The 21,214-nt window shown below is 60.4% G+C and carries 24 protein-coding genes; 20 read left to right on the plus strand and 4 right to left on the minus strand.

What is annotated here, in order from left to right:
• Positions 1–14 precede the first annotated feature (14 nt).
• Both OF122_RS15715 and OF122_RS15720 read left to right on the plus strand, forming a co-directional pair.
• Positions 15–908, plus strand: a complete 894-nt coding sequence (locus tag OF122_RS15715) for an NAD-dependent epimerase/dehydratase family protein (RefSeq protein WP_264225132.1) — start codon at positions 15–17, stop codon at positions 906–908.
• A 103-nt stretch (positions 909–1,011) separates the two neighbouring features.
• Positions 1,012–1,896 carry an NAD(P)/FAD-dependent oxidoreductase gene (locus tag OF122_RS15720; protein ID WP_264225133.1) on the plus strand — a complete coding sequence of 295 codons (885 nt, stop codon included), beginning with the start codon at positions 1,012–1,014 and terminating at the stop codon, positions 1,894–1,896.
• A 71-nt stretch (positions 1,897–1,967) separates the two neighbouring features.
• On the opposite strand, the gene OF122_RS15725 is transcribed toward OF122_RS15720, so the two are convergent.
• Positions 1,968–2,897 carry a DMT family transporter gene (locus OF122_RS15725; RefSeq protein ID WP_264225134.1) on the minus strand — a complete coding sequence of 310 codons (930 nt, stop codon included), beginning with the start codon at positions 2,895–2,897 and terminating at the stop codon, positions 1,968–1,970.
• Positions 2,898–3,141: 244 nt separating this feature from the next.
• On the opposite strand from OF122_RS15725, the gene OF122_RS15730 reads away from it, so the two are divergent.
• A complete protein-coding gene (locus OF122_RS15730) occupies positions 3,142–4,029 on the plus strand; it encodes an MFS transporter (protein ID WP_264225135.1) in 888 nt (295 codons plus the stop codon).
• 1 nt (position 4,030) lies between these two features.
• Here the strand turns inward: OF122_RS15730 and OF122_RS15735 are convergent.
• Positions 4,031–5,184, minus strand: a protein-coding gene (locus OF122_RS15735; RefSeq protein WP_408636244.1) for an IS3 family transposase whose coding sequence is annotated in 2 segments (ribosomal slippage) — positions 4,031–4,908 and positions 4,908–5,184 — 1,155 coding nt in all. Because the reading frame shifts where the segments join, the coding sequence is not laid out codon by codon here.
• A gap of 107 nt (positions 5,185–5,291) precedes the next feature.
• On the opposite strand from OF122_RS15735, the gene OF122_RS15740 reads away from it, so the two are divergent.
• The 7 genes from OF122_RS15740 to OF122_RS15770 all read left to right on the plus strand — a co-directional run bounded on the left by OF122_RS15740 (position 5,292) and on the right by OF122_RS15770 (position 10,392).
• Positions 5,292–5,717 carry an MFS transporter gene (locus OF122_RS15740; RefSeq protein ID WP_264225136.1) on the plus strand — a complete coding sequence of 142 codons (426 nt, stop codon included), beginning with the start codon at positions 5,292–5,294 and terminating at the stop codon, positions 5,715–5,717.
• A gap of 3 nt (positions 5,718–5,720) precedes the next feature.
• Positions 5,721–6,257 carry a molybdenum cofactor biosynthesis protein B gene (moaB, locus tag OF122_RS15745; RefSeq protein WP_264225137.1) on the plus strand — a complete coding sequence of 179 codons (537 nt, stop codon included), beginning with the start codon at positions 5,721–5,723 and terminating at the stop codon, positions 6,255–6,257.
• A 199-nt stretch (positions 6,258–6,456) separates the two neighbouring features.
• Positions 6,457–7,521 (plus strand): PA0069 family radical SAM protein, encoded by a 1,065-nt coding sequence (locus tag OF122_RS15750; protein ID WP_264227683.1) that lies wholly within the window; start codon positions 6,457–6,459, stop codon positions 7,519–7,521.
• 36 nt (positions 7,522–7,557) lie between these two features.
• Complete coding sequence (locus OF122_RS15755) at positions 7,558–8,079, plus strand: hypothetical protein (protein WP_264225138.1); 522 nt, start codon at positions 7,558–7,560, stop codon at positions 8,077–8,079.
• A gap of 15 nt (positions 8,080–8,094) precedes the next feature.
• Positions 8,095–8,478: a nuclear transport factor 2 family protein gene (locus OF122_RS15760; RefSeq protein WP_264225139.1), complete on the plus strand. Its 384-nt coding sequence runs from the start codon at positions 8,095–8,097 to the stop codon at positions 8,476–8,478.
• A gap of 41 nt (positions 8,479–8,519) precedes the next feature.
• Positions 8,520–9,161: a ribonuclease HII gene (locus tag OF122_RS15765; RefSeq protein WP_264225140.1), complete on the plus strand. Its 642-nt coding sequence runs from the start codon at positions 8,520–8,522 to the stop codon at positions 9,159–9,161.
• Between the two features lie 94 nt (positions 9,162–9,255).
• Positions 9,256–10,392: a site-specific DNA-methyltransferase gene (locus OF122_RS15770; protein ID WP_319019373.1), complete on the plus strand. Its 1,137-nt coding sequence runs from the start codon at positions 9,256–9,258 to the stop codon at positions 10,390–10,392.
• A 93-nt stretch (positions 10,393–10,485) separates the two neighbouring features.
• Here OF122_RS15770 and OF122_RS15775 read toward each other — a convergent pair whose 3' ends face one another.
• The gene (locus OF122_RS15775; RefSeq protein ID WP_264225141.1) at positions 10,486–11,553 is read right to left on the minus strand and encodes an A/G-specific adenine glycosylase; all 1,068 of its coding nucleotides are present in this window, start codon (positions 11,551–11,553) and stop codon (positions 10,486–10,488) included.
• Between the two features lie 38 nt (positions 11,554–11,591).
• On the opposite strand from OF122_RS15775, the gene OF122_RS15780 reads away from it, so the two are divergent.
• The 10 genes from OF122_RS15780 (at position 11,592) to OF122_RS15825 (ending at position 20,090) form a co-directional block, all read left to right on the plus strand.
• Positions 11,592–12,095 (plus strand): DUF721 domain-containing protein, encoded by a 504-nt coding sequence (locus OF122_RS15780; RefSeq protein ID WP_264225142.1) that lies wholly within the window; start codon positions 11,592–11,594, stop codon positions 12,093–12,095.
• Between the two features lie 119 nt (positions 12,096–12,214).
• Entirely contained in the window at positions 12,215–12,928 is a 714-nt protein-coding gene (locus OF122_RS15785) for a DsbA family protein (protein WP_264225143.1), read from the plus strand.
• A gap of 24 nt (positions 12,929–12,952) precedes the next feature.
• Positions 12,953–16,411 carry a chromosome segregation SMC family protein gene (locus tag OF122_RS15790; RefSeq protein ID WP_264225144.1) on the plus strand — a complete coding sequence of 1,153 codons (3,459 nt, stop codon included), beginning with the start codon at positions 12,953–12,955 and terminating at the stop codon, positions 16,409–16,411.
• Positions 16,411–16,785 (plus strand): DoxX family protein, encoded by a 375-nt coding sequence (locus tag OF122_RS15795; RefSeq protein ID WP_264225145.1) that lies wholly within the window; start codon positions 16,411–16,413, stop codon positions 16,783–16,785. Before OF122_RS15790 ends, OF122_RS15795 begins: the two co-directional genes overlap by 1 nt.
• Before the next feature lie 216 nt (positions 16,786–17,001).
• Entirely contained in the window at positions 17,002–17,373 is a 372-nt protein-coding gene (locus OF122_RS15800; RefSeq protein WP_264225146.1) for an AtpZ/AtpI family protein, read from the plus strand.
• A 25-nt stretch (positions 17,374–17,398) separates the two neighbouring features.
• Positions 17,399–18,172: a F0F1 ATP synthase subunit A gene (locus OF122_RS15805; protein WP_264225147.1), complete on the plus strand. Its 774-nt coding sequence runs from the start codon at positions 17,399–17,401 to the stop codon at positions 18,170–18,172.
• Positions 18,173–18,219: 47 nt separating this feature from the next.
• The gene (locus tag OF122_RS15810; RefSeq protein ID WP_014129708.1) at positions 18,220–18,447 is read left to right on the plus strand and encodes a F0F1 ATP synthase subunit C; all 228 of its coding nucleotides are present in this window, start codon (positions 18,220–18,222) and stop codon (positions 18,445–18,447) included.
• Between the two features lie 104 nt (positions 18,448–18,551).
• Positions 18,552–19,181, plus strand: a complete 630-nt coding sequence (locus OF122_RS15815; RefSeq protein ID WP_264225148.1) for a F0F1 ATP synthase subunit B — start codon at positions 18,552–18,554, stop codon at positions 19,179–19,181.
• A gap of 6 nt (positions 19,182–19,187) precedes the next feature.
• Positions 19,188–19,670: a F0F1 ATP synthase subunit B family protein gene (locus OF122_RS15820; RefSeq protein WP_264225149.1), complete on the plus strand. Its 483-nt coding sequence runs from the start codon at positions 19,188–19,190 to the stop codon at positions 19,668–19,670.
• A gap of 69 nt (positions 19,671–19,739) precedes the next feature.
• Positions 19,740–20,090, plus strand: a complete 351-nt coding sequence (locus tag OF122_RS15825; RefSeq protein ID WP_264225150.1) for a RidA family protein — start codon at positions 19,740–19,742, stop codon at positions 20,088–20,090.
• 52 nt (positions 20,091–20,142) lie between these two features.
• Here the strand turns inward: OF122_RS15825 and OF122_RS15830 are convergent, their stop codons facing one another.
• Positions 20,143–21,192: a DUF2332 domain-containing protein gene (locus OF122_RS15830; RefSeq protein WP_264225151.1), complete on the minus strand. Its 1,050-nt coding sequence runs from the start codon at positions 21,190–21,192 to the stop codon at positions 20,143–20,145.
• Positions 21,193–21,214 lie beyond the last annotated feature (22 nt).

Here is a 21,214-nt window from a genome sequence, read left to right on the forward strand (position 1 = left end):
GAAGGATTTTCGCTTTGGGCAAACGCATCGTCTTTACCGGTGGCAGCGGGAAAGCCGGCCGTCATGTTGTTCCTTATCTGCTTGATCAAGGACACGAGGTCTTCAATATCGATCTGCGGCCGCTCGACCATCCGGGCGTCAACACGCTGTCAGCCGACCTGACCAACAGCGGAGAGGCGTTCAATGCGCTCTCGATGCATTTCGGATTTGAAGGTCTTGAGAGTGGAAATGGCCCTGCCCCGGTTGATGCGGTTGTGCATTTTGCCGCCGTGCCCCGCATTCTGCTCAAGCCGGACAATGTGACATTCCAGGCCAATACCGTTTCGACCTACTATGTGATCGAAGCGGCGGTGAAACTGGGGATCCGGAAAATCATCATCGCCTCAAGCGAGACGACCTATGGGGTCTGCTTTGCCGAGGGCGACAAGGATTACCACTGCTTTCCGCTCGAGGAAGACTATGACGTCGACCCGATGGACAGCTACGGGCTGTCCAAGGTGGTCAATGAAAAAACGGCCCGGGCGTTCGCCATGCGCTCGGGCGCCGATATTTACGCGCTGCGGATCGGCAATGTGGTCGAGCCGCATGAATACCCCAAGTTCAAGAACTTCCTCACCAACCCCGCCTCGCGCAAGCGCAATGCCTGGAGCTATATCGATGCACGCGATCTGGGCCAGATCGTCGATCTTGCCATTGCAAAGGACGGGCTGGGCTTTGAAGTGTTCAATGCGGTGAACGATACGATCACTGCAGACGAGCCGACGACGGACTTTCTGGCAAAATGGGCACCCAATACACCGATCATGCGAGAGATGGGGCCAAATGAAGCGCCAATCTCCAACCGGAAAGTCCGCGAAGTTCTGGGCTTTGTCGAACAGCACAACTGGCGGAAATACCTGCCTCGATAGCCACTATCGCCTCGTCAGCATCTTGTAACTCTTCATATTACGTAATATACGAGGTTACGAGATGACCCTGCCGGTGGCGGGTCGGTAGCTATCGAGGTTTTCCATGATTTACGACGTCATCATCGTTGGCGGCAGCTATGCAGGTATGTCGGCCGCCTTTCCCCTGGTCCGCGCACGACGCAATGTTCTGGTCATCGACGGGGGCAAACGGCGCAACCGGTTTGCCAGTCATTCACATGGCTTTCTGACCCAGGACGGAGTGGCGCCCGACGTAATCGCGGCACAGGCCGGCGTGCAGTTGGCGGCCTATCCGACCCTAACCTCGATCGAGGGCAACGCCACCAGCGCGGCAAGGGCCGAGGACGGGTTTACGGTCACGCTTGAGGACGGGCGGAATTTTGCAGGCAAACGGCTGATCCTTGCGCATGGGGTGACCGACACGCTGCCCGAGATCACCGGCCTCAAAGAGCGGTGGGGGCAGAGCGTCTTCCACTGCCCCTATTGTCACGGCTATGAGCTCAATCAGGGGAAAATCGGGGTTGTCGGTGTCGGCGCCATATCCATGCATCACGCCCTGATGCTGCCCGATTGGGGGCAGACGATTTTTCTGCCCAACGGAACGTTCGAGCCCGACGCTGATCAATTGGCTCAGCTTGCTGCCCGTGGCACAGCGTTGGAAACCGGAACGATCGCCGAGATCACGGGAAGGGCCGACGTACGGCTCACCGACGGGCGGGTTCTCTCGTTTGATGGACTGTTCGTTGCCTCGATTGTTTCTCCATCGAGCCCCATTGCCGAACAGCTGGGCTGTGCCATCGAGGAATTGCCCAATGGGCGCCAGATCGTAACCGACGAGATGAAACAGACCAGCGTGCCACACGTTTTTGCCTGCGGAGACGCTGCGCGGGCAGCCGGATCGGTGCCGCTGGCCGTAGGAGACGGAGCAATGGCCGGCGCGGCGTGTCACCGGACTCTGATGTTCGGATAAGACCGCACCAGATTCTTATCTGGTCGTGCCGCCGAACCGCAAAAGTGGGACCACTTTTGCTGGCAGCGCTCCTAAACCGGGCTGGACACCTTGCGCACCTTGGCCCGGTCGAGGCCGAGCATGTGCTCGCGATAGATGATGAAGATGCCGGCGGCGGTGACGATACTGCCCCCGATCAGCATTTCGATGGTCGGCACTTCGTGGAAAACCAGAAAGCCGATGGCGATCGAGAGGATCATCGAGGAATATTCAAACGGAGCGACGGTGGTCAGTTCGGCGTGGCGATAGCTCTCGGTCAGAAGAATCTGCCCCACGCCACCGCAAACGCCGGCCCCCATGAGGATCAAGGCTTCTTCGAGGCTCAACGGCAACCAGCCGAAGGGTATAGAAGCCAGACCAATGACCGTGCTGACCAGCGAAAAATAGATGACGATGGTGGCGCTGCGCTCCGTCTTGACCAGATTGCGCACTGTGAGCATTGCAGCTGCCGAGACCATGCAGGCGGAAAACGCTGCGAGGGCACCGATCGCCTGTGGCCCGAGCGTCGCGGCATCGCTTGAGAGGAAGGTCAGGCGCGGCCACATGATAATGATGACCCCAACGAGCCCCACCACCACCGCGCTCCAGCGGAACAGCCTGATCTTTTCGCGCAGGAACACGGCCGAGAAAATGACGATGAACAGAGGCGTCGCGTAGTTGATGGTTGTGGCTTCGGGGAGCGGCAGGCGCGTAAGGCCAAAAAAGATCAGGATCATGCCGCCTGTTCCCAGGATGCCGCGAAGGATGTGAGAGCCGAGCCGCGTCGTCTTGAAGCCGTCCAGCAACTGCCCACGCATGCCCAGGATGAGAAAGACCGGGACCAGCGCAAAGGCCGAGCGGAAAAAGATCAACTGGCCGACCGGGACCCCTTCAGCCCCCTTGATGACGGCGCTCATGGCAACAAAAACGAAGACCGAGGCGACTTTGAGCCCAATGCCCAGCATCACGTTCCGGCGGGGCATCGCGGTTGCGGACGGGGACTGGGCAGACTCGGACACCGGATAAAGCTTTCGGAGAAAAAATGATGCGCGTGGGCAGGAAGGTCGGCTCTATGGCTAGCCCCGTTTCCCGGACCTGACAAGCGGAGGAACAATTTTTCGGCCTTTGCAGAAACGAATTGCAATGCGGTCACGTTTGCGCGGTAGGCACGACCGGATGAACGCGCTAACCTGCGCCTCAAACAAGAGAACCGCCCAAGGTCCCCACATGTCGCAAATGGTCAAGATTTCCGCACTTTTGATGTCGTCCGCCCTGCTGATGATTGCAGGAGGGATGCACGGGCTTATTTTGCCAGTGCGCGGGGCCGAAGAGGGGTTTTCCCTGCTGGCGCTGGGCCTGATCGGGACCGGCTGGTCCATCGGATTCATTTCCGGATCGATTTCCGTGCCTCATCTGGTGCGCCGAGTGGGCCACATACGGGCCTATGCCGTCATGGCGGCCATTGCCTGCATGACCATTCTGCTCAACCTCATTTTCGTTCACGACGCAGCATGGATTTTCCTGCGCATCTTTTCAGGCTTCTGCTTTGCCGGGGCAGCCATGGTGGTGGAGAGCTGGCTCAACGAGGTTTCGGACAACGAAAGCCGCGGCACCACGTTCTCGATCTATGTGAGCGTGACGCTGTTTGCGTCGACCGCTGGACAGATGATCATCGCGGCAACAGGCGTAGCCGGATATATCCCTTTCGTTCTGGCCGCCATCGCCTATATCGCGGCGGTGCTGCCGACGGCTGTCACCCGCACGCCGCAGCCAGCTCCGCTGCAGGCCGTGAGCCTCGATGTCCGCACACTTTACCAGACGTCCCCCATTGCCGTGGTGGCAGCCTTTTCGGTGGGCATGGCCAACGGGGCCTTCGGCACCCTGGCACCGGTTTATGGTATCGAGCGCGGGTTTTCGACGGCGACGATCGCCTATCTGATGAGCCTCGCCATTGTCGCGGGGGCGATCGCGCAGGTACCCCTTGGACGGCTTTCCGACAGGATAGACCGACGCAAGGTGATGATGGGCGTTGCGATCATCGGTTCCGTAGCAGGCATCTTGGCCATCCTGCTCAATCTGAGCTACCCCCCAATCGCTGGACAGATTTCGGCGTAAATTAAGCTACTCGTTGCACCTGCTGGTCGGGTTGGTTTTGCTCAATGCGCTGCCAATAGATCACGGCAGGCGGTTTACCGCCAAGGGCGGAATGAGGGCGTCGATGATTGTAGAATTCCATCCAGTCGCGGACGCCAGCACGAGCCTGTGATCCAGTTTCCCAAGCGTGCAGATAGACGCATTCGTATTTGAGGGTGCGCCAGAGCCGCTCGACAAAGATATTGTCGAGGAACCGCCCCTTGCCATCCATGGAGATGCGCACTCCCATTCGTCGCAACCGATCGGTCCAGGCAAAGGACGTGAACTGGCTGCCTTGATCGGTGTTCATGACCTCGGGTGGGCCGAACTTGTGGACCGCCTCGTTCAATGCTTCGATGCAGAAGTCTGCCTCCAGCGTGTTCGAGATGCGCCAGGCCAAGACTTTGCGGGTGTGCCAGTCCATGATGGCCACCAGGTAGAGAAAGCCCCGGCGCATCGGAAGATACGTGATGTCCGCAGCCCAGGCCTGGTTCGGACGTTCCACCCTCAATCCCTTTAGAAGATACGGCCAAACCTTGTGTCCCTTGGCCGGTCTCGAGGTATTGGGCTTCTGGTAGATTGGCATCAGCCCCATGAGCCGCATCAGCCGCCGCACGCGCTTCTCGTTCACCAGGTGCCCTTCATTGCGCAGGTGCCAGGTCATCTGCCGGACTCCGAAGAAGGGTGTCTCCAGGAATTGCTCATCGATCCTGCGCATTAGCGCGAGGTTGATCTCGGTCTCGCCTTTCGGCGTGTAGTAGAACGAGGAACGCGAGAGCGACAGCAGCGTGCACTGCTTGCCAATCGAGAGAACGGGGTGATCAGGTTCTATCATCCCCCGTCTCACTTCCCGCCCCAGGGCTTGAGCTTTCGTGACAAAAAATCGTTGGCGACGGCCAGCTCTCCGATCTTGGCGTGCAGATCCTTGACCTGTTCATCGTCAATCTCTGGCTTTTTGCGCCCGCCACGCTCGAACACACCCGATGCCCCTTCGAGTAACGCCCGCTTCCATTGGTGGATCATCGTGGGGTGGATACCGAACCGGCTCGCCAATTCCGATACCGTCTCTTCGCCCTTCAATGCTTCCAGGGCGACCTTCGCCTTGAACTCGGGCGAATGCTGCTTTCGTTTCGACATCTCTGATCTCCATCGTCGAAGACCAGCAGACAACAATTCGTAGCTTACGTCAGCGTCCCATTTTCGGGGAGTAGCTCAATCCGGGCGAGAATCTCCTGCTCTATGGGTTGTTCGCCCTCTATGGGCTGGCGGCCTATTCGCTCTACGCCATCGCCGTGGCGCATGCCAACGACTTTGCCGATGACGGCAGCTTCGCAAAGATTGCCTCGGGCATGCTGCTGGTTTTGGGCTCAGGGCAGATGCTGGGGCCGATTGTCGCCTCTATGACCATGCAATGGTTGGGACCGGTGGCGATGTTCATAGTGCCGGTGGCTTTTCACGGGGCGCTTGCCGCAACCGCCTATTTCCGTATGCGGATCCGCGATGCTGCTCCTGCCGAGGATCGGGCACCGTTCCAGCCCATGCCTTCGGAACGACTGGTGACGGGCGAAACGCTCAATCTCGACCCGCGCTCGGAGGAGAACGGGTTCGAGTTCGAAGAAGATGCCGGAGAAGCGCCCTCCCCGGACGGCATCGAACCGCAACAAGGTTGAACCATGTTTCCCTACAAGATCGACGACAGTCACCCCTTTGTGCCGGTAACATTTGCCATACTGGCGGTTTCCGATACGCGCACGCTCGAGACAGATACGTCCGGAGCCCTGCTCCGGGAAATGATCGAGGGAGATGGCCATCGGGTGTTCGAGCGGGCTGTGGTCACCGATGACCGGGACGCGATCGCCAATCAGGTCAAGGCCTGGGTGGAGGAGGAAGGCATTGATGTTGTGCTCACGACCGGCGGGACCGGCTTTTCGGGCCGCGATGTAACGCCAGAGGCCGTCGAGCCTCTGTTCGACAAGCGCATGGACGGGTTTTCCGTGCTGTTTCACCAGTATTCGGCCACGACCATCGGCACCTCGTCCATCCAATCGCGGACCACGGCTGGGCTCATCGGCACCACATTCGTCTTTTGCCTGCCAGGATCGCGCGGGGCCTGTCGGGATGCCTGGGAGGCGATCCTGAAGTACCAGTTCGACAGTCGGCATGTACCCTGCAACTTCATCGAAGTGATGCCGCGTCTCAACGAGCGCTAACCACAACTTACATCTTTGTTCTTGTTTCGTTCCGATCCTTTCGCTAGGGTTAATGGAACGGGCGAGCCACGATTCGGCTTGTTCCTTTGTCTTTCCGATGGGAGCGCCAGTCATGGCCGAAATAGGACCCAATGTGAGCCATAGCGAAGCGCGGCGTCGCCTTTTCGGGACGCGTGACGTGGACCTGTTGAGCCGACCCATGCTGGAGACGCCAAAGCTGCGCGGGCGCGGTGCGGCCAGCAATGAAAGCGGGCGGTTCGAGCCGCACAAGCGCGAAATGTTCGCCGATGGATGGGAACCTGAACCCGAGGAAGGTTTCGAAACGCGCGAGCATATCGAGAGGGCCAAATCCATCATTACGCGCAATGTCTCCCCCGATATCGGGTTCGACCGTTCGATCAATCCTTACCGTGGGTGTGAGCACGGGTGCTCGTACTGCTTTGCCCGCCCGACGCACGCCTATCTGGGCCACTCGGCGGGGATCGATTTCGAGCGCGACATCTATGTGAAGGTCAACGCTGCAGAATTGCTGCGGGCCGAGCTGGCCAATCCGCGCTACAAGCCAAAACCCATCGCCATCGGCACCAATACGGACCCCTACCAGCCGCTGGAGCGCAAGTACAAGATCATGCGTTCGGTGCTCAAGGTACTGCTCGAGGCGAAGCATCCTGTGACCATTGTCACCAAATCAGCGCTGATCGTACGAGACCTCGATATCCTGACCAAACTCAACAAGCTCGGCCTGGTTTCGGTGGGTATTTCAGTGACCTCGATGGATCACCGGCTGTCGCGCTTTATGGAGCCACGGGCGTCCACGCCATCGCGGCGGCTCGAAGCGATCAAGCTGCTTTCCGAGTCGGGCATTCCCACCCGCATCATGGCCGCGCCCATGATTCCGGCGGTTAACGATCACGAGCTCGAACGCATTCTCGATGCGGGCAAGGCGCAGGGGGCGACGACGGCTTCCATGATCCTGTTGCGGTTGCCCGGCGAAGTGCGCGACATTTTCCGAGAGTGGTTGCTCAAGACCTACCCCGACAAGGTCAAGCACGTAATGAACCTCGTGCGGGACTATCGCGGCGGACGTGACAATGACCCGCGGTTCGGCTCGCGCTTCACAGGCGAAGGGCCCTACGCAGTGCTGATGCAGCAGCGATTTGAAAAGGCTGCCGCCCGGCTGGGGCTGGAGGAGGACGCGATGCCGTTGCGCACCGACCTTTTTGCGCACCCGCAAAAGGAGACAGCGCAACTGAGTCTCTTCTGATAGGATCGACCAATCCCGAGCGGAGGATCATCGGATATGGCCGGAAAGCGACTGGCATGGGCTGTTCTTGTGTTGGTCATGCCGATGGGGGCGGGATGGGCGCAGGAAAGCCCGGCACTCTACCTGACCCCCGGCGGTCTGGACGCGGAAACGGCATATGAGTCCGTTCGTATCGGGATGAATGTGACCAGTCAGACCGATACCGTAAAATCGGCCACAAAGCTTTGGGGTGACGCCGTCGAACAGGGGCGCATGGAAGAGTGTGGCGCTGGCCCGATCGATTATGCGCGCTTTGGCAACGGCGTGACCCTTCATTTTCAGGACGAAACCTTTGTTGGCTGGTCGGCCTCGGCCGAGAGTTCAGCGACATTTGCCAGCGGGCCGGCCATCGGCGCACCGGTGCAAGAGCTCGAGACGCTGGCAGGGCCGGTCGAGACTTTTGAATCGAGCCTGGGGCACGAATTTGGCGGCGAAGATCTGTTCGGCATTGCGGACGGGCCGGGAACAAAGGCCGAAATCGAAGTGTTATGGAGCGGAATATCCTGCGTTTTCAGATAAGCGAGGAGAAGACGGGTGACGGACGCGGCGACACTGGCACAGGAATTCTGGTGGCGGATGGGCACCAATGAGTGGACGCTCGCCGCTGCTCTGTTTGCCGACAACATCGAAATTATCTGGCCGCAATCGGGTGAAGTTATCGGTTCGGGGGATGATTTTGTCGCGATCAACGAGAACTATCCCGCTCATGGCAAATGGACCTTCAAGGTGGAACGGGTAATCGGTTCTGGCGGTCATGCGATCACCGAAACACGGGTTTCGGACGGCACGATCGAAGCCCTCGCCGTATCAATCTTTGAATGCGCCGACGATCGGATCGTTCGGATCACCGAGTACTGGCCCGAGCCATTCGACGCGCCGGAGTGGCGGCGGAAATGGGTGACGCTGCGCTCTGAGTGAAGGGGCTTTATCGAGCCGTAAAAATCGGGTTGGTTCGAGACATGCCCAAAAGTGATTCGAAACCTCTGGTCGTTGATGCACCCAGCTACGAGCTGGAGGCCGCGGCGCTGGCCGGCGGTCATGCGATGGTTGCGGGGATCGATGAGGCCGGGCGCGGGCCGTTGGCGGGACCGGTGGTCGCCGCCGCAGTTGTTCTGGACCCCCTGGCAATTCCCGAGGGGCTCAACGATTCCAAAAAGCTCACCGAAGAGAAGCGCGAAGCGCTGTTCGCCCAGATCATGGCGACAGCGCAAGTGGGGTTTTGCGCCGCATCGGTCGAGGTGATCGACCGCCTCAATATTCGCGGCGCCACGCTGTGGGCAATGTGCCAGGCACTCGATGCCCTGCCCGTTCGACCCGACATGGCACTGATCGACGGGCGGGACGTTCCCGAGGGCCTCTCATGCACTGGGCAGTTCGTGATCGGGGGCGATGGAAAGTCACTCTCGATTGCTGCGGCGTCCATCGTCGCCAAAGTGGTTCGCGATCGGATGTGCCACATCATGGATGTCGGGCTTCCGCACTACCGCTTCGGTCAGCACAAGGGCTATGGCACTGCGCTGCATCTTGAAGCGCTTGCCACTCACGGGCCCTGCGAGATGCACCGGATGAGCTTTGCGCCAGTGCTGGCAGCGCGGCGCTGATCGCCCTTAACCCCAAGTTAACCCTAACATTTAGGCGGCGCTTAACCCTAACGCTGTAGAAATGGCGTGTTAGTTTTGCGTTAGGGTTATCAGTATGTTGCGTACCGGTTCAGCGGCGCGGAAACGCGCGCCGGAGGCTCTTGAAAGCCACCTCCCCATCGACACGATCCTGGTTGGTGACTGCATCGCGCACATGAATGCGCTTCCCGAAGCCTCGGTGGACCTGATCTTTGCCGATCCTCCCTACAACCTGCAACTCGAAGAAGGCCTGACGCGCCCCGACCAGTCCAAGGTCGATGCTGTCGACGACGAATGGGACAAGTTCGAGAGCTTTGCCCATTACGACGCGTTCACTCGCGCCTGGATGGCCGCGGCGCGCCGTATCCTGAAACCCAATGGCGCGATCTGGGTGATCGGCTCATATCACAACATTTTTCGGGTGGGCGCAGCGCTGCAGGATCTGGGGTTCTGGATGCTCAACGACGTCGTGTGGCGCAAGGCCAACCCGATGCCCAATTTCCGAGGCACGCGGTTCACCAACGCCCATGAAACCCTGATCTGGGCCTCACGGAGCCAGAAGAGTCGCCCCACCTTCAACTATGAGGCGCTCAAGCTTTCCAATGACGATACCCAGATGCGTTCGGACTGGCTGTTCCCCATTTGCACGGGCGGTGAGCGGCTCAAGGATGCCAATGATGAAAAGGTCCATCCGACCCAAAAGCCCGAAGCGCTGCTCTATCGCGTACTGATGGCCACGACAAAACCGGGCGATGTGGTGCTCGATCCGTTCTTTGGCACAGGCACGACTGGTGCCGTTGCCAAGAAACTGGGACGGCATTTCATCGGTATCGAACGCGAAAACGCCTATATAAATGCAGCTTTGAAACGCATTGCCGCCATCAAACCGCACGATTTGAATGCCATTGAAACTACAGTGCCCAAGCGGTCTGCACCGCGCATTCCATTCGGTTCGCTGCTCGAGCAGGGATTGATCGCACCGGGCACGAAACTTTTCGACGCTGGCAGGCGTTATTCTGCAGTGGTTCGTGCCGACGGTTCACTGATCAGCGACGACAAAAGTGGGTCAATCCACCGGGTCGGCGCTCTCGTTCAGGGATTTGAGGCCTGTAACGGCTGGACCTTCTGGCACTATGAGGACGGCAGCAAGCTCGCCCCCCTCGATACGCTTCGCGAGCACATCCGGGCTCGCATGGAAAAGCTTTCTGCCTGATTTTGACCTCCAATCAGTCAGGCATTCTGGCCCCCGGTCTTAGTCCGGGGGCTTTTTTTGTCTCATGGCGCACACCGCTGCGGGCATGAGCGATTATCGAATACCCGCAGTCTTGAGCACTTTGCGAAACAGGCTGGGCAGGGCCTCGCTGTCCAGCATCGTCTCCTCGGCCCACCAACCCTCGTCGAGAGGGTTGTCGGCTGTGATCGACCAGACGGTCAGGGTGAGGTGGAAATGAGTGAAGGTGTGGTTGACCTCTCCGACCGCGCGCCAATCTCCGGAAAATGGCAAGGAAACGACGGATTCGACATCGCCCCACGCGCTGCCCGGCGTTTCGGTCATTTTGGCCAGCATGCCCTTCGGCCCGCGCTGGCGGAGGAAAACTTTGCCGTCCGGGTGGCGGATGACGAAGGCATGGCCGTGCCGCCGCGGCTTTTCTGCCTTTGCCGGCGGGACCGGGAAAGCCACGGGATTTCCGGTTTTTGTTCCCCGGCAGTCCGGTTCAAGCGGACACAAAAGGCAATTTGCGCGGCGCGGGGCGCAGATCGTGGCGCCAAGGTCCATCATGGCCTGGGCAAAATCGCCGGCGCGCCCAGGCACTGCATTTTGCACCGTGGCGCGGACCAGAGGCTTTTCCTCACGCACCGGCTTTGACAAAGCCAGATAGCGGGCAATCACACGATCGACATTGCCATCGACCACGGCCACGCGCTCGTCATGACAGATGGCGGCGATGGCAGAGCTTGTGTAGTCGCCGATGCCCGGGAGATCGCGCAGGGCGGCAGCTGTCGTGGGAAATACTCCCCCGTGATGGACAACGACGGCGGTAGCGCAGGCATGAAGATTGCGGGCGCGGGCATAATAGCCAAGCCCTGCCCATTGCACGAGCACGTCATCGAGCGGAGCGGCGGCGAGATCCTGAACGGTGGGCCAGAGCCTTGTGAAAGCCGCGAAATATTTGCGCACCGCGGCGATGGTCGTCTGCTGAAGCATGATCTCGCTCAGCCAGACGAAATAGGGGTTCGGCTTTACGCCTCGGGCCCGATCTGCGGGCGAGACGCGCCAGGGCAGATCGCGCGCGTGGCGATCGTACCAATCGAGAACTGCGTCCGCATCAATGGCAGAAATTTCGGAGTGTTGCATGGAAGCGGTCTGGGCCATATTGAACACCTACAGAGCCAAAGGACATTGGCGCAAGCATGGCTAGCAAATCTCCACCGCCAAAGCGCAGCAACCGCACGGTTCAACTGGGCGACATGATCGGCAAAACGCTCGACCCGGCGCTCAAAAAGCGCGGATTTGCGGGCCGCGACCTGATCGCCCATTGGCAAACCATCGCGCCGCCGCCCTGGGACAAGATTTCCATGCCCGACAAGCTGGTCTGGCCGCGCCGCGATCGCCCTGATCCAGAAGGGGCGATATTGCATCTGCGGTGTCTTGAGGGCCACGGCCTGGCGCTGACCCATGAAGGACAGGCCATTGCTTCAGCCATAAACCGCTATTTCGGCTATCTGATTGTCGGCTCGGTTCGTCTCTCCCCCATGCCGCTGGTGGCCGAAACGAAAAGCCCCGAGCCTCCCCGGACCTTGCCGCGCGCCGCGATTGACAGCATAAGGGCGCAAACGGGCACCATCGAGGATGATGGCCTGCGCGAAGCGTTGGAAAAACTGGGGCGCGGTGTTTTGGGGAAACGCGGCCGATAGCTGTCTGTCGGGTTATTTGTGCCCGATTTCACCGGCATGTGAACGTCCTGCCCCCTTGCCGCCGGATTCGCCCCGTGTAGTGTGCGCCATAATTTGTTGAGCCATTAAGGAGCAAACCATTGCCGCTCAATCGCAGAAACCTGCTGATCGCCGGGTCCAGTGTCGGACTTGCCACGCTCATCTATGGATGCAGCGACTCCAGTGCCGAGGCTGAAGTGACAGCCAATGTCGTCAACGATGCCGAGCCTGAGGCCAGCGGTGACGTCGCACTCTATGACGGATCGGCTATCGAACCGATCAATGGCGATGCGATCAACAATCCCCCTCTGGCCGATCGTCCGATGGGCGGCGTCGATGCGAGCGTGACTGTGGTCGAATATATCTCCCCGACCTGCCCGCATTGTGCGGCCTTCCACATGTCGGCTCTGCCGCAACTCAAGGAAGACTATATCGATACTGGCAAGATCCGCTTTATTGCCCGGCCGTTCCGCCGCAACGTGCTCGATCTGGCCGTCTTCATGGTGGCTGAAGCCGCTGGCGACCAGTACAACGAAGTGCTCAGCGCCTATATGGAAAGCCAGAATGTGTGGGCCGCGAGCAAAAATCCGCGCCAGGCGATCTTCGAAATCGCAGAACAATTCGGGTTTACACAGGAAAGGTTCGAGGAAGTCTTGACCGACCAGGAAATGTTGGCTGCTATCGAAGCGACCCGCGAGCAGGCGCTCAACGAATTCGGGCTGCAAGGCACGCCGACTTTCTACATCAATGGGGACAGGTTCGAGGGCACACCTGACTATGCAGGGCTTTCCGCCGAAATCGAGAATCGCCTCTAACTCCGCCCTTTTTCGAGGCGCGGAATGAAATTTTCGCGCCTCAAGCTCTTAGGCTTCAAATCCTTTACCGATCCCGTTGAACTCGTTCTCGAACCCGGAATCACCGGAGTCGTCGGGCCCAACGGGTGTGGCAAATCCAATCTCGTCGAAGCGCTGCGCTGGGTGATGGGTGAAAGCTCATATAAGGCCATGCGCGCCTCGGGCATGGATGATGTGATCTTTTCGGGCTCGGGCAACCGGCCCGCCCGCAATTCGGCGGAAGTTACAGTCGTTCTCGACAATTCCGACCGCACCGCGCCACAGGCCTTCAATTCGGCCGACACCATAGAGATCTCCCGCCGCATTGAGCGTGAGCAAGGCTCTGTCTATCGAATCAACGGCCGCGACGTGCGGGCGCGCGACGTGCAACTGATGTTTGCCGACGCTTCGACCGGCGCGCACTCGCCTGCCCTTGTACGGCAGGGCCAGATCGGCGAGCTGATCGCCGCCAAGCCGACCCAACGCCGGGCGCTGCTCGAAGAAGCCGCTGGCATTTCGGGGTTACATTCGCGCCGGCACGAGGCGGAATTGCGTTTGCGGGCAGCCGAGCAGAACCTTGAGCGAGTCGACGACATCATCGCCCAGGTCGAAGTGCAGCTTGAAACGCTCAAGCGCCAGGCGCGGCAGGCGACACGCTACCGGGCACTTTCGGGCGACATTCGGCGCGCCGAGGCAACGCTTTATCACATCCGGTGGGTCAAGACGCGCTACGCCGAAAAGGAAACCGAAGCGCAGCAGGGGCGCCTTATCAGCCAGTTGGCCGACGCGTCGCACCTTGAGCATCAGGCCAAGAAACTGGTCGAAGCGATGGATGCCGAGCTGCAACCCTTGCGCGATGCGGATGCCGCGGCGGGGGCCGTATTGCAGCGGCTGACCATTTTGCGCGGGCAGCTAGAGGATGAGTTGCGGCGCGCAAACTCACGCCGGGCTGAACTCGATGACCGGCTCAAACAGATCGATACCGACATTGCGCGCGAGACAGCGCTGATCGGGGACAGCGAAGGGCTGATCGAAACGCTCGAAGGGGAACGGCTCGAACTGGCAGAAGCCGCCGAAGCGGAAAATGAAGCGAGTGAAATGGCCCGCGCGCAAGCCGATGAGGCCCGTGCGGCGCTCGATGAAGCTGAAGCCGCGGCCCGCTCGGCAGCCGATGCGGTTGCCGCGATACGCGCGCAACGCACGCAAGCGACCAGAGCCGCCGAAGAAGCCAGCCAGCGCGTTGGAAAGCTACAATCCCAGCAATCTGATATCGCCCGCGATGTTGCGGCACTTGAAGAAAGCCTTTCGGCCGATCACACGGTCGCCGAACGTCAGGCCACGCTCGACGAGGTCCTTGAGGCGTTCGCCATTGCCGAAGCGGAGGTGGAAACCGCCGAGATCGAGACGGCAGAGGCGGTCTCCGCGCTTGAAGCTGCCCAGCCGCAATTGGCCGATATCGAAGGGAGGCTCAATCGGCTCGAAAGCGAGGCCGAAACACTGGCTCGCGTACTCAATGTCGATGGCGGTTCGCTCTGGCCGGCCATTGTTGATGCGCTTCGCGTAGCGCCGGGAATGGAAACCGCGCTGGGCGCGGCGCTGGGCGATGATCTTGAGGCTTCCGACGATACGGCCGCCCCCCTTTATTGGACAGAGAGCGCAGGACCTGATGACCCGGCATTGCCCGAGGGTGTGGTGGCGCTTTCGAGCCATGTTTCAGGGACCGCCCTGCTCAAACGCCGTCTTGACCAGATCGGCGTTGTCGATAGCGCGGCGGACGGTGCGCGGCTGATGGCTTTGCTCAAGCCCGGACAGCGGCTGGTCAGCACCGATGGCGGGCTGTGGCGGTGGGACGGATTCGTTGCCAAGCCCGATGCGCCCAGCGCGGCGGCACAAAGGCTGGCGCAGCGCAACCGGTTGGCCGAACTCGACAGCGAGATCGCCGGATTGCGCGGGGCGCGAAACGAGGCGCAGGCAACACTTTTTACTTTGCGGACGCGCGTGGAAGTGGCGCGCGAGGCCGAAGTCGCCTGCCGGAGCGCGTGGCGGGAAGCTCAACGAGGCATCGCAGCGGCGCAAGCGGGCGTCGACGCGGCGCAGAAAAATCTGGCGGAGCTGACCGCACGCCGCACGGCGTTGGCCGAATCGCGCGTGCGGATCGAGGAGAATTTGGCCGAGGCCGTGGCCATTGCCGAGGAGGCACAGGCGGCACTGGAAGAGCTCGGGGCCGAAGGTGAGGCTGTACGAGAGGCCGAGATGCGCCAGCGCGCGCTGGCCAATTTGCGCGAAGCGGCCGAGCAGGCGCGGGTGCGGCTGGCCGGGTTCGAAAGCGCGTCGCAAATGCGGACCTCGCGACTGTCGCGGATCGGGCAGGAACTGGAAAGCTGGCAACGGCGACGGGCCGGCGCGCAAAGCCAGATCGAAACGCTCGAGCGCCGTAAGGGCGAAATCGAGGCCCAGATTTCCGAACTCAACGCGACACCGGATGCCTTCGATCTCAGGCGCGCCGAACTTGAGGACCAGATCGAAGACGCCCAATATGCCCGAAAGCGGGCTTCGGACAAATTGAACGAGGCCCAGGGTGCATTTCGCGAGGCGGACAAGGCCGCACGGCTGGCCGCTGAGGGCTTGGCCGATACCCGTGCGGAGATGGCGCGGGTGGAAGAACGGCTCAAGGGCAATATCGCCACTCGCCAGCAGATCGAACGTCAGATCGCCGAAACACTGGGTATATCGGCCGACAAGACCGCCGAGGCCGCCGGCATCAAACCGGAATCCGCCCTGCCTGAAGAATCGGCCACCGAGGCCCGCCTCGACCGGCTAAAGGCCGAGCGCGAGCGGTTGGGCGGTGTCAATCTGATGGCCGAGCAGGAAGCCGAAGAGGTTCAGGACAAGCTCGACAAGATGGTGGCCGACCGCGAGGATCTGATCGCGGCAATCGCCAAGCTGCGCACCGGCATTTCCAACCTCAACCGCGAGGGTCGCGCACGGCTCAACGAGGCCTTCGAGAAGGTCAACAACCATTTCCGCGACCTGTTCACCACGCTGTTCGGCGGCGGGACGGCGGAGTTGACCTTCGTTGAGAGCGACGACCCGCTGCAGGCCGGGCTGGAAATCATCGCCAGGCCGCCGGGCAAGAAGCCCCAGACCATGACGCTGCTTTCGGGCGGAGAGCAGGCGCTGACTGCGATGAGCCTGATCTTTGCGGTGTTCCTGACCAACCCCGCGCCGATCTGTGTGCTCGACGAGGTCGACGCGCCGCTCGACGACGCCAATGTCGAGCGGTTCTGCAATCTTTTGGAATCGATGCGCCAGCGCACCGACACGCGCTTTGTGGTCATCACCCACAACCCCATCACCATGGCGCGCATGGACCGGCTGTTCGGGGTCACCATGCCCGAGCGGGGGGTGAGCCAGCTTGTTTCGGTCGATCTGCGCACCGCCGAAACCTTTCTCGAAGCAAGCTGATGGCAGAACAGTTGGTCGCTTCCGCGCTGATCGTCGCCCGGCTGATGATGGGTTCACTGTTCATCGTGGGCGGGTTGCGCCATTTCTGGGCGCTCGGCCCCATCGCTAGCGTCATGCGCGATCGTGGCGTACCACAGGCAAAAGCCGTACTGATCGCCGGGTCGCTCTATCAGGTCGTGCTCGGCGTTACCCTGGCATTGGGGCTTTTCGTGCCCTACTCGGCGCTTGGACTGATCGGCTTCACCGTTGCGGCCACGATCATGCTGGTCAATTTCTGGGACAAGGCCGAGCCAGAACGGACGGCCTTGTTCGGAGTCTTCATGTCCAACGTCGCCATCGTTGGCGGGCTCCTGGGTCTCGCCGCCACGGCCTGACCTGGCGGGAGAATCCCCCGCCTCGCCATTGTCTTACCACAATGGAAGAGTTGACGGGATGCCGCACCCCCTCACACATCGACTAAGCAATTGATTTTTCGTGTTTTTTTGGCCGCTCCTGCAGCTTGACACCTTGGGGAGCCGCAACTATGGTGCGCGCGACTTTGAAGGCACCCTCTTGCCGGGTGTCCGGCTGGGCTGGAGCGGTGGTTTGAAGTGACCAATCCCGACGACAAACCGGCTCAAGATGGGACTTCCCCGCGTCAATCGGAGACATCCGAACTGGCGGAGCGGATCCGGAAGGCTCAGGAAGCGCGTGCGGCGGCCAACGGCAGCCAGCAGGCGTCCCGGCAGGGCGACATGTCGACACTGGCGCGCGGTTTGCGCATTGGTGCCGAGTTTGTCGCGGCTATCCTTGTGGGGTCAGGTATCGGATACCTGATCGACATGTTTGCAGGGACCAGCCCGTGGGCGCTGCTCATCATGTTCATGGTGGGCTTTGCCGCTGGAATTGTGAATGTCACTCGTGTAGTGGCAGAACTGAATGCAGATAAGACCGCATCGGACGATGCGGATAGTGTGGACTGAAGGGCGAGATAGGGGCTTAAAGACCTTGGCGAACGATCCGATTCACCAATTTGTCATCTATGACATCTTCACCTTCGGGACCATCGGTGGCGACGGGACCGAGGGGAGCGGCATCACGCTCTCTTTTACCAATTCCTCGCTGTTCATGGTGCTGACCACCATCACGATTTGCGCCTATCTCATCCTGTCGACGCGCGGACGCGGACTGGTGCCCAACCGTTGGCAGCTGACCAGCGAGATGGCATATGAATTCGTGGCCAATATGGTGCGAAGTGGCGCGGGCTCGGAAGGGATGAAATTCTTCCCCTTCGTATTCTCGCTGTTCACCTTCATCTTTATCGGGAACATGTTCGGCATGATCCCGTACTTTTATACCTTCACCAGCCAGATCATCGTGACGTTTGCGCTCGCCATGCTGGTGATGACTGTTGTGGTGGCCTATGGGTTCATCAAGAACGGTCCGAAATTCCTCAAACTCTTCGTGCCTTCGGGCGTGCCGGGCTACATCATCCCCATCGTGACGCCGATCGAGGTCATCTCATTCCTCTCGCGTCCGATTTCGCTCTCGGTTCGTCTGTTCGGCAACATGCTGGCTGGCCACATCACGCTCAAGGTGTTCACCGGCTTTGTCGTTTCGCTTGCGTCCCTCGGGGCCGTAGGCATCGCAGGTGCCGTGCTGCCGCTCATCATGGGCGTGGCGCTCACAGCTCTCGAATTCATGGTGTCGGCGGTTCAGGCTTATGTCTTTGCCGTACTGACCTCCATGTATCTCAACGATGCGATCCATCCTTCGCATTGATCTCCACTAGACTCCGTTAAGTTTCAAGGCTTTGAAAGGATCACAAAATGGAAGCTGAAGCCGCAAAGTACATCGGTGCAGGCATTGCATGTTTCGGTATGGCCGGCGCCGCCATTGGCGTGGCCAACATCTTCGGGAACTTCCTCTCGGGTGCACTGCGCAACCCGTCGGCTGCTCCGAGCCAGTCGGGCAACCTCATCTTCGGTTTCGCTGTGACCGAAGCTCTGGGCATCTTCTCGTTCCTGGTTGCCCTTCTGCTCCTGTTCGCGGTCTAATTTACCGCAGCAGTACATTTGAAGGCGGCCGGAGCACGCTTCGGCTGCCTTGCCATGTGCCGGCATTGGCCGGCACACCAGACTTTTCAATTGGCGGATAGCGCATGATTAGCCAGGTCCAGGCACAGGAAACACCACTTCAAGAGGCCGTCGAGCCGCTTGAAGACCACATTATTTCGCTCGAAGAGTCTCCGGACGGCGAAACCCATGAGGTGGTCGGAGCGCATGGCGAAGAACACGTCACGGGCGTGTTTCCTCCGTTCGATGCGACGACATTTCCCTCACAGCTCTTGTGGCTGGCCATCACTTTTGCCGCGCTCTATTTCGTCATGAAAAAGCTCGCGCTGCCCCGGATCGGCGAAATCCTCGAGGAACGCCGCGACCGTATCGAGGGCGATCTTGCCGAAGCCGAACGGCTTCGCCAGAAGACGGACCAGGCAATTGCCTCTTATGAGGCAGCGCTGGCCGAAGCCCGCTCCAACGCCCACGGCATCGCCGAGGCGGCCCGTGCCGAGAACAAGACCAAACTCGACGCTGCGCGTACCAAGGTGGAAACCAACCTCGCCAAGAAGGTTGCCTCTGCCGAAGAACGCATCGCCGCCACCAAGGCCGAGGCAATGGGGCATGTCGACGAAATCGCTGCGGACACTGCACAGGCGGTCGTCGCCCAACTTATCGGCAAGGTGCCCGTCAAGGCCGCGCGCGATGCCGTTGCCAAGGCCAGCAAGGAGTAGTCCGACATGGAACTCGATGCCACATTCTGGGCCTTTATAGCGCTGCTGATCTTTTTCGGGATCGTGATCTATTTCAAGGTACCGGCCTTCGTCACCAAGGCACTCGACAGCCGCATCGCCAAGATCGAATCTGATCTCGACGAAGCCAAGCGTTTGCGTGAGGAAGCCCAGGCGCTGCTCGCGGAATATGAGCGCAAGCGCAAGGCTGCCGAAAGCGAGGCTGAAGAGATCGTGGCCGCCGCGCAGGAAGAAGCCGAACGCATGACTGCCGAAGCTGAAACAGCGCTCGAGGACATGGTCGCACGCCGTACCAAGGCCGTGGAAGACAAGATCGCCCAGGCAGAGGCCCAGGCTCTTGCAGATGTCCGCGCCCGTTCGGCCGATGTCGCCATTGAGGCTGCTCGCCTCATCCTTGCCGATCAGGTCAAAGATAGTGGTGGTGCGCTTGTCGATCAGTCGATCAAGGACGTAGCCAGCCGACTGAATTGAGCGGCCTTCACGCATTGAATTGCGGGCCCTGCGGGGCCCGTTTTTGTATCAGGATCCAGGAGTGTCCAAATGACTATCGAACGCCTTCATCCCGGCTCTCGCATGAGCCAGGCCGTCAAGCACGGCAATACGCTCTATCTGGCCGGTCAGGTGGCTAAGGACGAATTTGCCACCATCGAAACGCAGACCGCCCAGGTGCTCGAGAAGATGGATGCCCTGCTGGCCGAGGCAGGAACGAGCAAATCCAAGGTGCTGTCAGTGCAGGTTCTGCTGACCAACATCGCCGATTTTGCGGCCATGAATTCGGTCTATGACAAATGGATCGATCCAGCCAATCCGCCCGCCCGCGCCTGCTGGGAGGCCCGACTGGCTTCGCCCAATCTCCGGGTGGAAATCATCGCTGTCGCCGCGCTCGACTAAGGCGGCCAGCGCCAAAACAAAATGGCCTCGGAAACGTTTCCGAGGCCATTTTTTATGTCCAGTCGACCCAACGCCCGTGGTAGTCGGACAGACCGACGGTTTCCTTTTCCCCGCCCGGCCAGACCGTCTGCTTGAGCACGGCACCTGCGGCGTGCCCCTCGGCCTCCATGTACATCCAGACCAGGGGCGTTTCTGCAGTCGCGTTTGCCCCTGCCTGCTCGAAGGCTTGGCTGATGCGATCCTTGGCAGCCTTGGACAGATATTGCCAGACGATGGTGTGGAAAAATACCCGAGCCACGCCCGGCTGCGGTGCTTCGGCGAGCTTGGCGACTACCCAGTCAGCGGCGTCGGCCCGCTCGACCTCGTATGGTCGGGACGCGGCCGCTGAAAGTGCGGCTGAAACGCGGCCAATGCGATTATGTTGATCGGCCCAGATGTAGGCCAGCTGGCGCTCGACGCTTTCGGGCGCATGCGGATCAAGTGGATTGCGGTCGCAACCCTGCCGACTTGCGATCTCCAGCTCGACATCGAGCGAAGGAACATGGCCGCGCCATTCGCTCTCGATATTGACCAGCGCATTGCTGTCGCCCCATTCACGATCATCGCCAAGGGCATAGTGGTAGGTGTCAAAGGCCAGGTTCAGCCCTGCGCTGGCCCCGATCTCATAGAGTGCCAACGGCATTTTCAGCCTTTCGGCAAGCCGCAGGGCCATGCCAAGCAGGGCCGATGAGCGCATGACCTCATTGGTCTGGGGCGGGCTGTCGAGAAAATCATGCAGGAAATCGTCGTGCTTTTCGATTGCCGCCTCGATGGCCTCCCACAGTTGGTCGGGCTTGGCTTCCAGCGGCGGATAGAGCGAAGCAAGCTCACGAGCATTGCCTGAGCGGACCAACGCATGAAGCGCTCCTGCGGCCCGCAGGGCGATGGCATCGGCCCGGGCCGAATCGGGCCAATTCAGTATCCGCGCGCCGAAGCGCGACGAATCAGTCAGCCGTTCGGCCAACAGGTCGCACACAATGGCGGTGAATGGGGAGCCCAGACTTCGGCAGGCCTCGGCTTGAAACCGGAAGGTCTCAAGCACGTGGGGGTTCATATTCGACATTGACGCCCTCCGACTAGTACCG

Source organism: Pelagibacterium flavum (assembly GCF_025854335.1).
GTDB lineage: Bacteria > Pseudomonadota > Alphaproteobacteria > Rhizobiales > Devosiaceae > Pelagibacterium > Pelagibacterium flavum.

Coding starts and splice junctions, on each gene's coding strand:
- OF122_RS15730 (WP_264225135.1), top strand. CDS start 3,142: ATGTCGCAAATGGTCAAGATTTCCGCACTTTTGATGTCGTCCGCCCTG.
- OF122_RS15750 (WP_264227683.1), top strand. CDS start 6,457: ATGCTGGAGACGCCAAAGCTGCGCGGGCGCGGTGCGGCCAGCAATGAA.
- moaB (WP_264225137.1), top strand. CDS start 5,721: ATGTTTCCCTACAAGATCGACGACAGTCACCCCTTTGTGCCGGTAACA.
- OF122_RS15725 (WP_264225134.1), bottom strand. CDS start 2,897: ATGCCCCGCCGGAACGTGATGCTGGGCATTGGGCTCAAAGTCGCCTCG.
- OF122_RS15820 (WP_264225149.1), top strand. CDS start 19,188: ATGGAACTCGATGCCACATTCTGGGCCTTTATAGCGCTGCTGATCTTT.
- OF122_RS15775 (WP_264225141.1), bottom strand. CDS start 11,553: ATGGCCCAGACCGCTTCCATGCAACACTCCGAAATTTCTGCCATTGAT.
- OF122_RS15795 (WP_264225145.1), top strand. CDS start 16,411: ATGGCAGAACAGTTGGTCGCTTCCGCGCTGATCGTCGCCCGGCTGATG.
- OF122_RS15825 (WP_264225150.1), top strand. CDS start 19,740: ATGACTATCGAACGCCTTCATCCCGGCTCTCGCATGAGCCAGGCCGTC.
- OF122_RS15790 (WP_264225144.1), top strand. CDS start 12,953: ATGAAATTTTCGCGCCTCAAGCTCTTAGGCTTCAAATCCTTTACCGAT.
- OF122_RS15780 (WP_264225142.1), top strand. CDS start 11,592: ATGGCTAGCAAATCTCCACCGCCAAAGCGCAGCAACCGCACGGTTCAA.
- OF122_RS15755 (WP_264225138.1), top strand. CDS start 7,558: ATGGCCGGAAAGCGACTGGCATGGGCTGTTCTTGTGTTGGTCATGCCG.
- OF122_RS15765 (WP_264225140.1), top strand. CDS start 8,520: ATGCCCAAAAGTGATTCGAAACCTCTGGTCGTTGATGCACCCAGCTAC.
- OF122_RS15815 (WP_264225148.1), top strand. CDS start 18,552: ATGATTAGCCAGGTCCAGGCACAGGAAACACCACTTCAAGAGGCCGTC.
- OF122_RS15720 (WP_264225133.1), top strand. CDS start 1,012: ATGATTTACGACGTCATCATCGTTGGCGGCAGCTATGCAGGTATGTCG.
- OF122_RS15770 (WP_319019373.1), top strand. CDS start 9,256: ATGTTGCGTACCGGTTCAGCGGCGCGGAAACGCGCGCCGGAGGCTCTT.
- OF122_RS15830 (WP_264225151.1), bottom strand. CDS start 21,192: ATGTCGAATATGAACCCCCACGTGCTTGAGACCTTCCGGTTTCAAGCC.
- OF122_RS15810 (WP_014129708.1), top strand. CDS start 18,220: ATGGAAGCTGAAGCCGCAAAGTACATCGGTGCAGGCATTGCATGTTTC.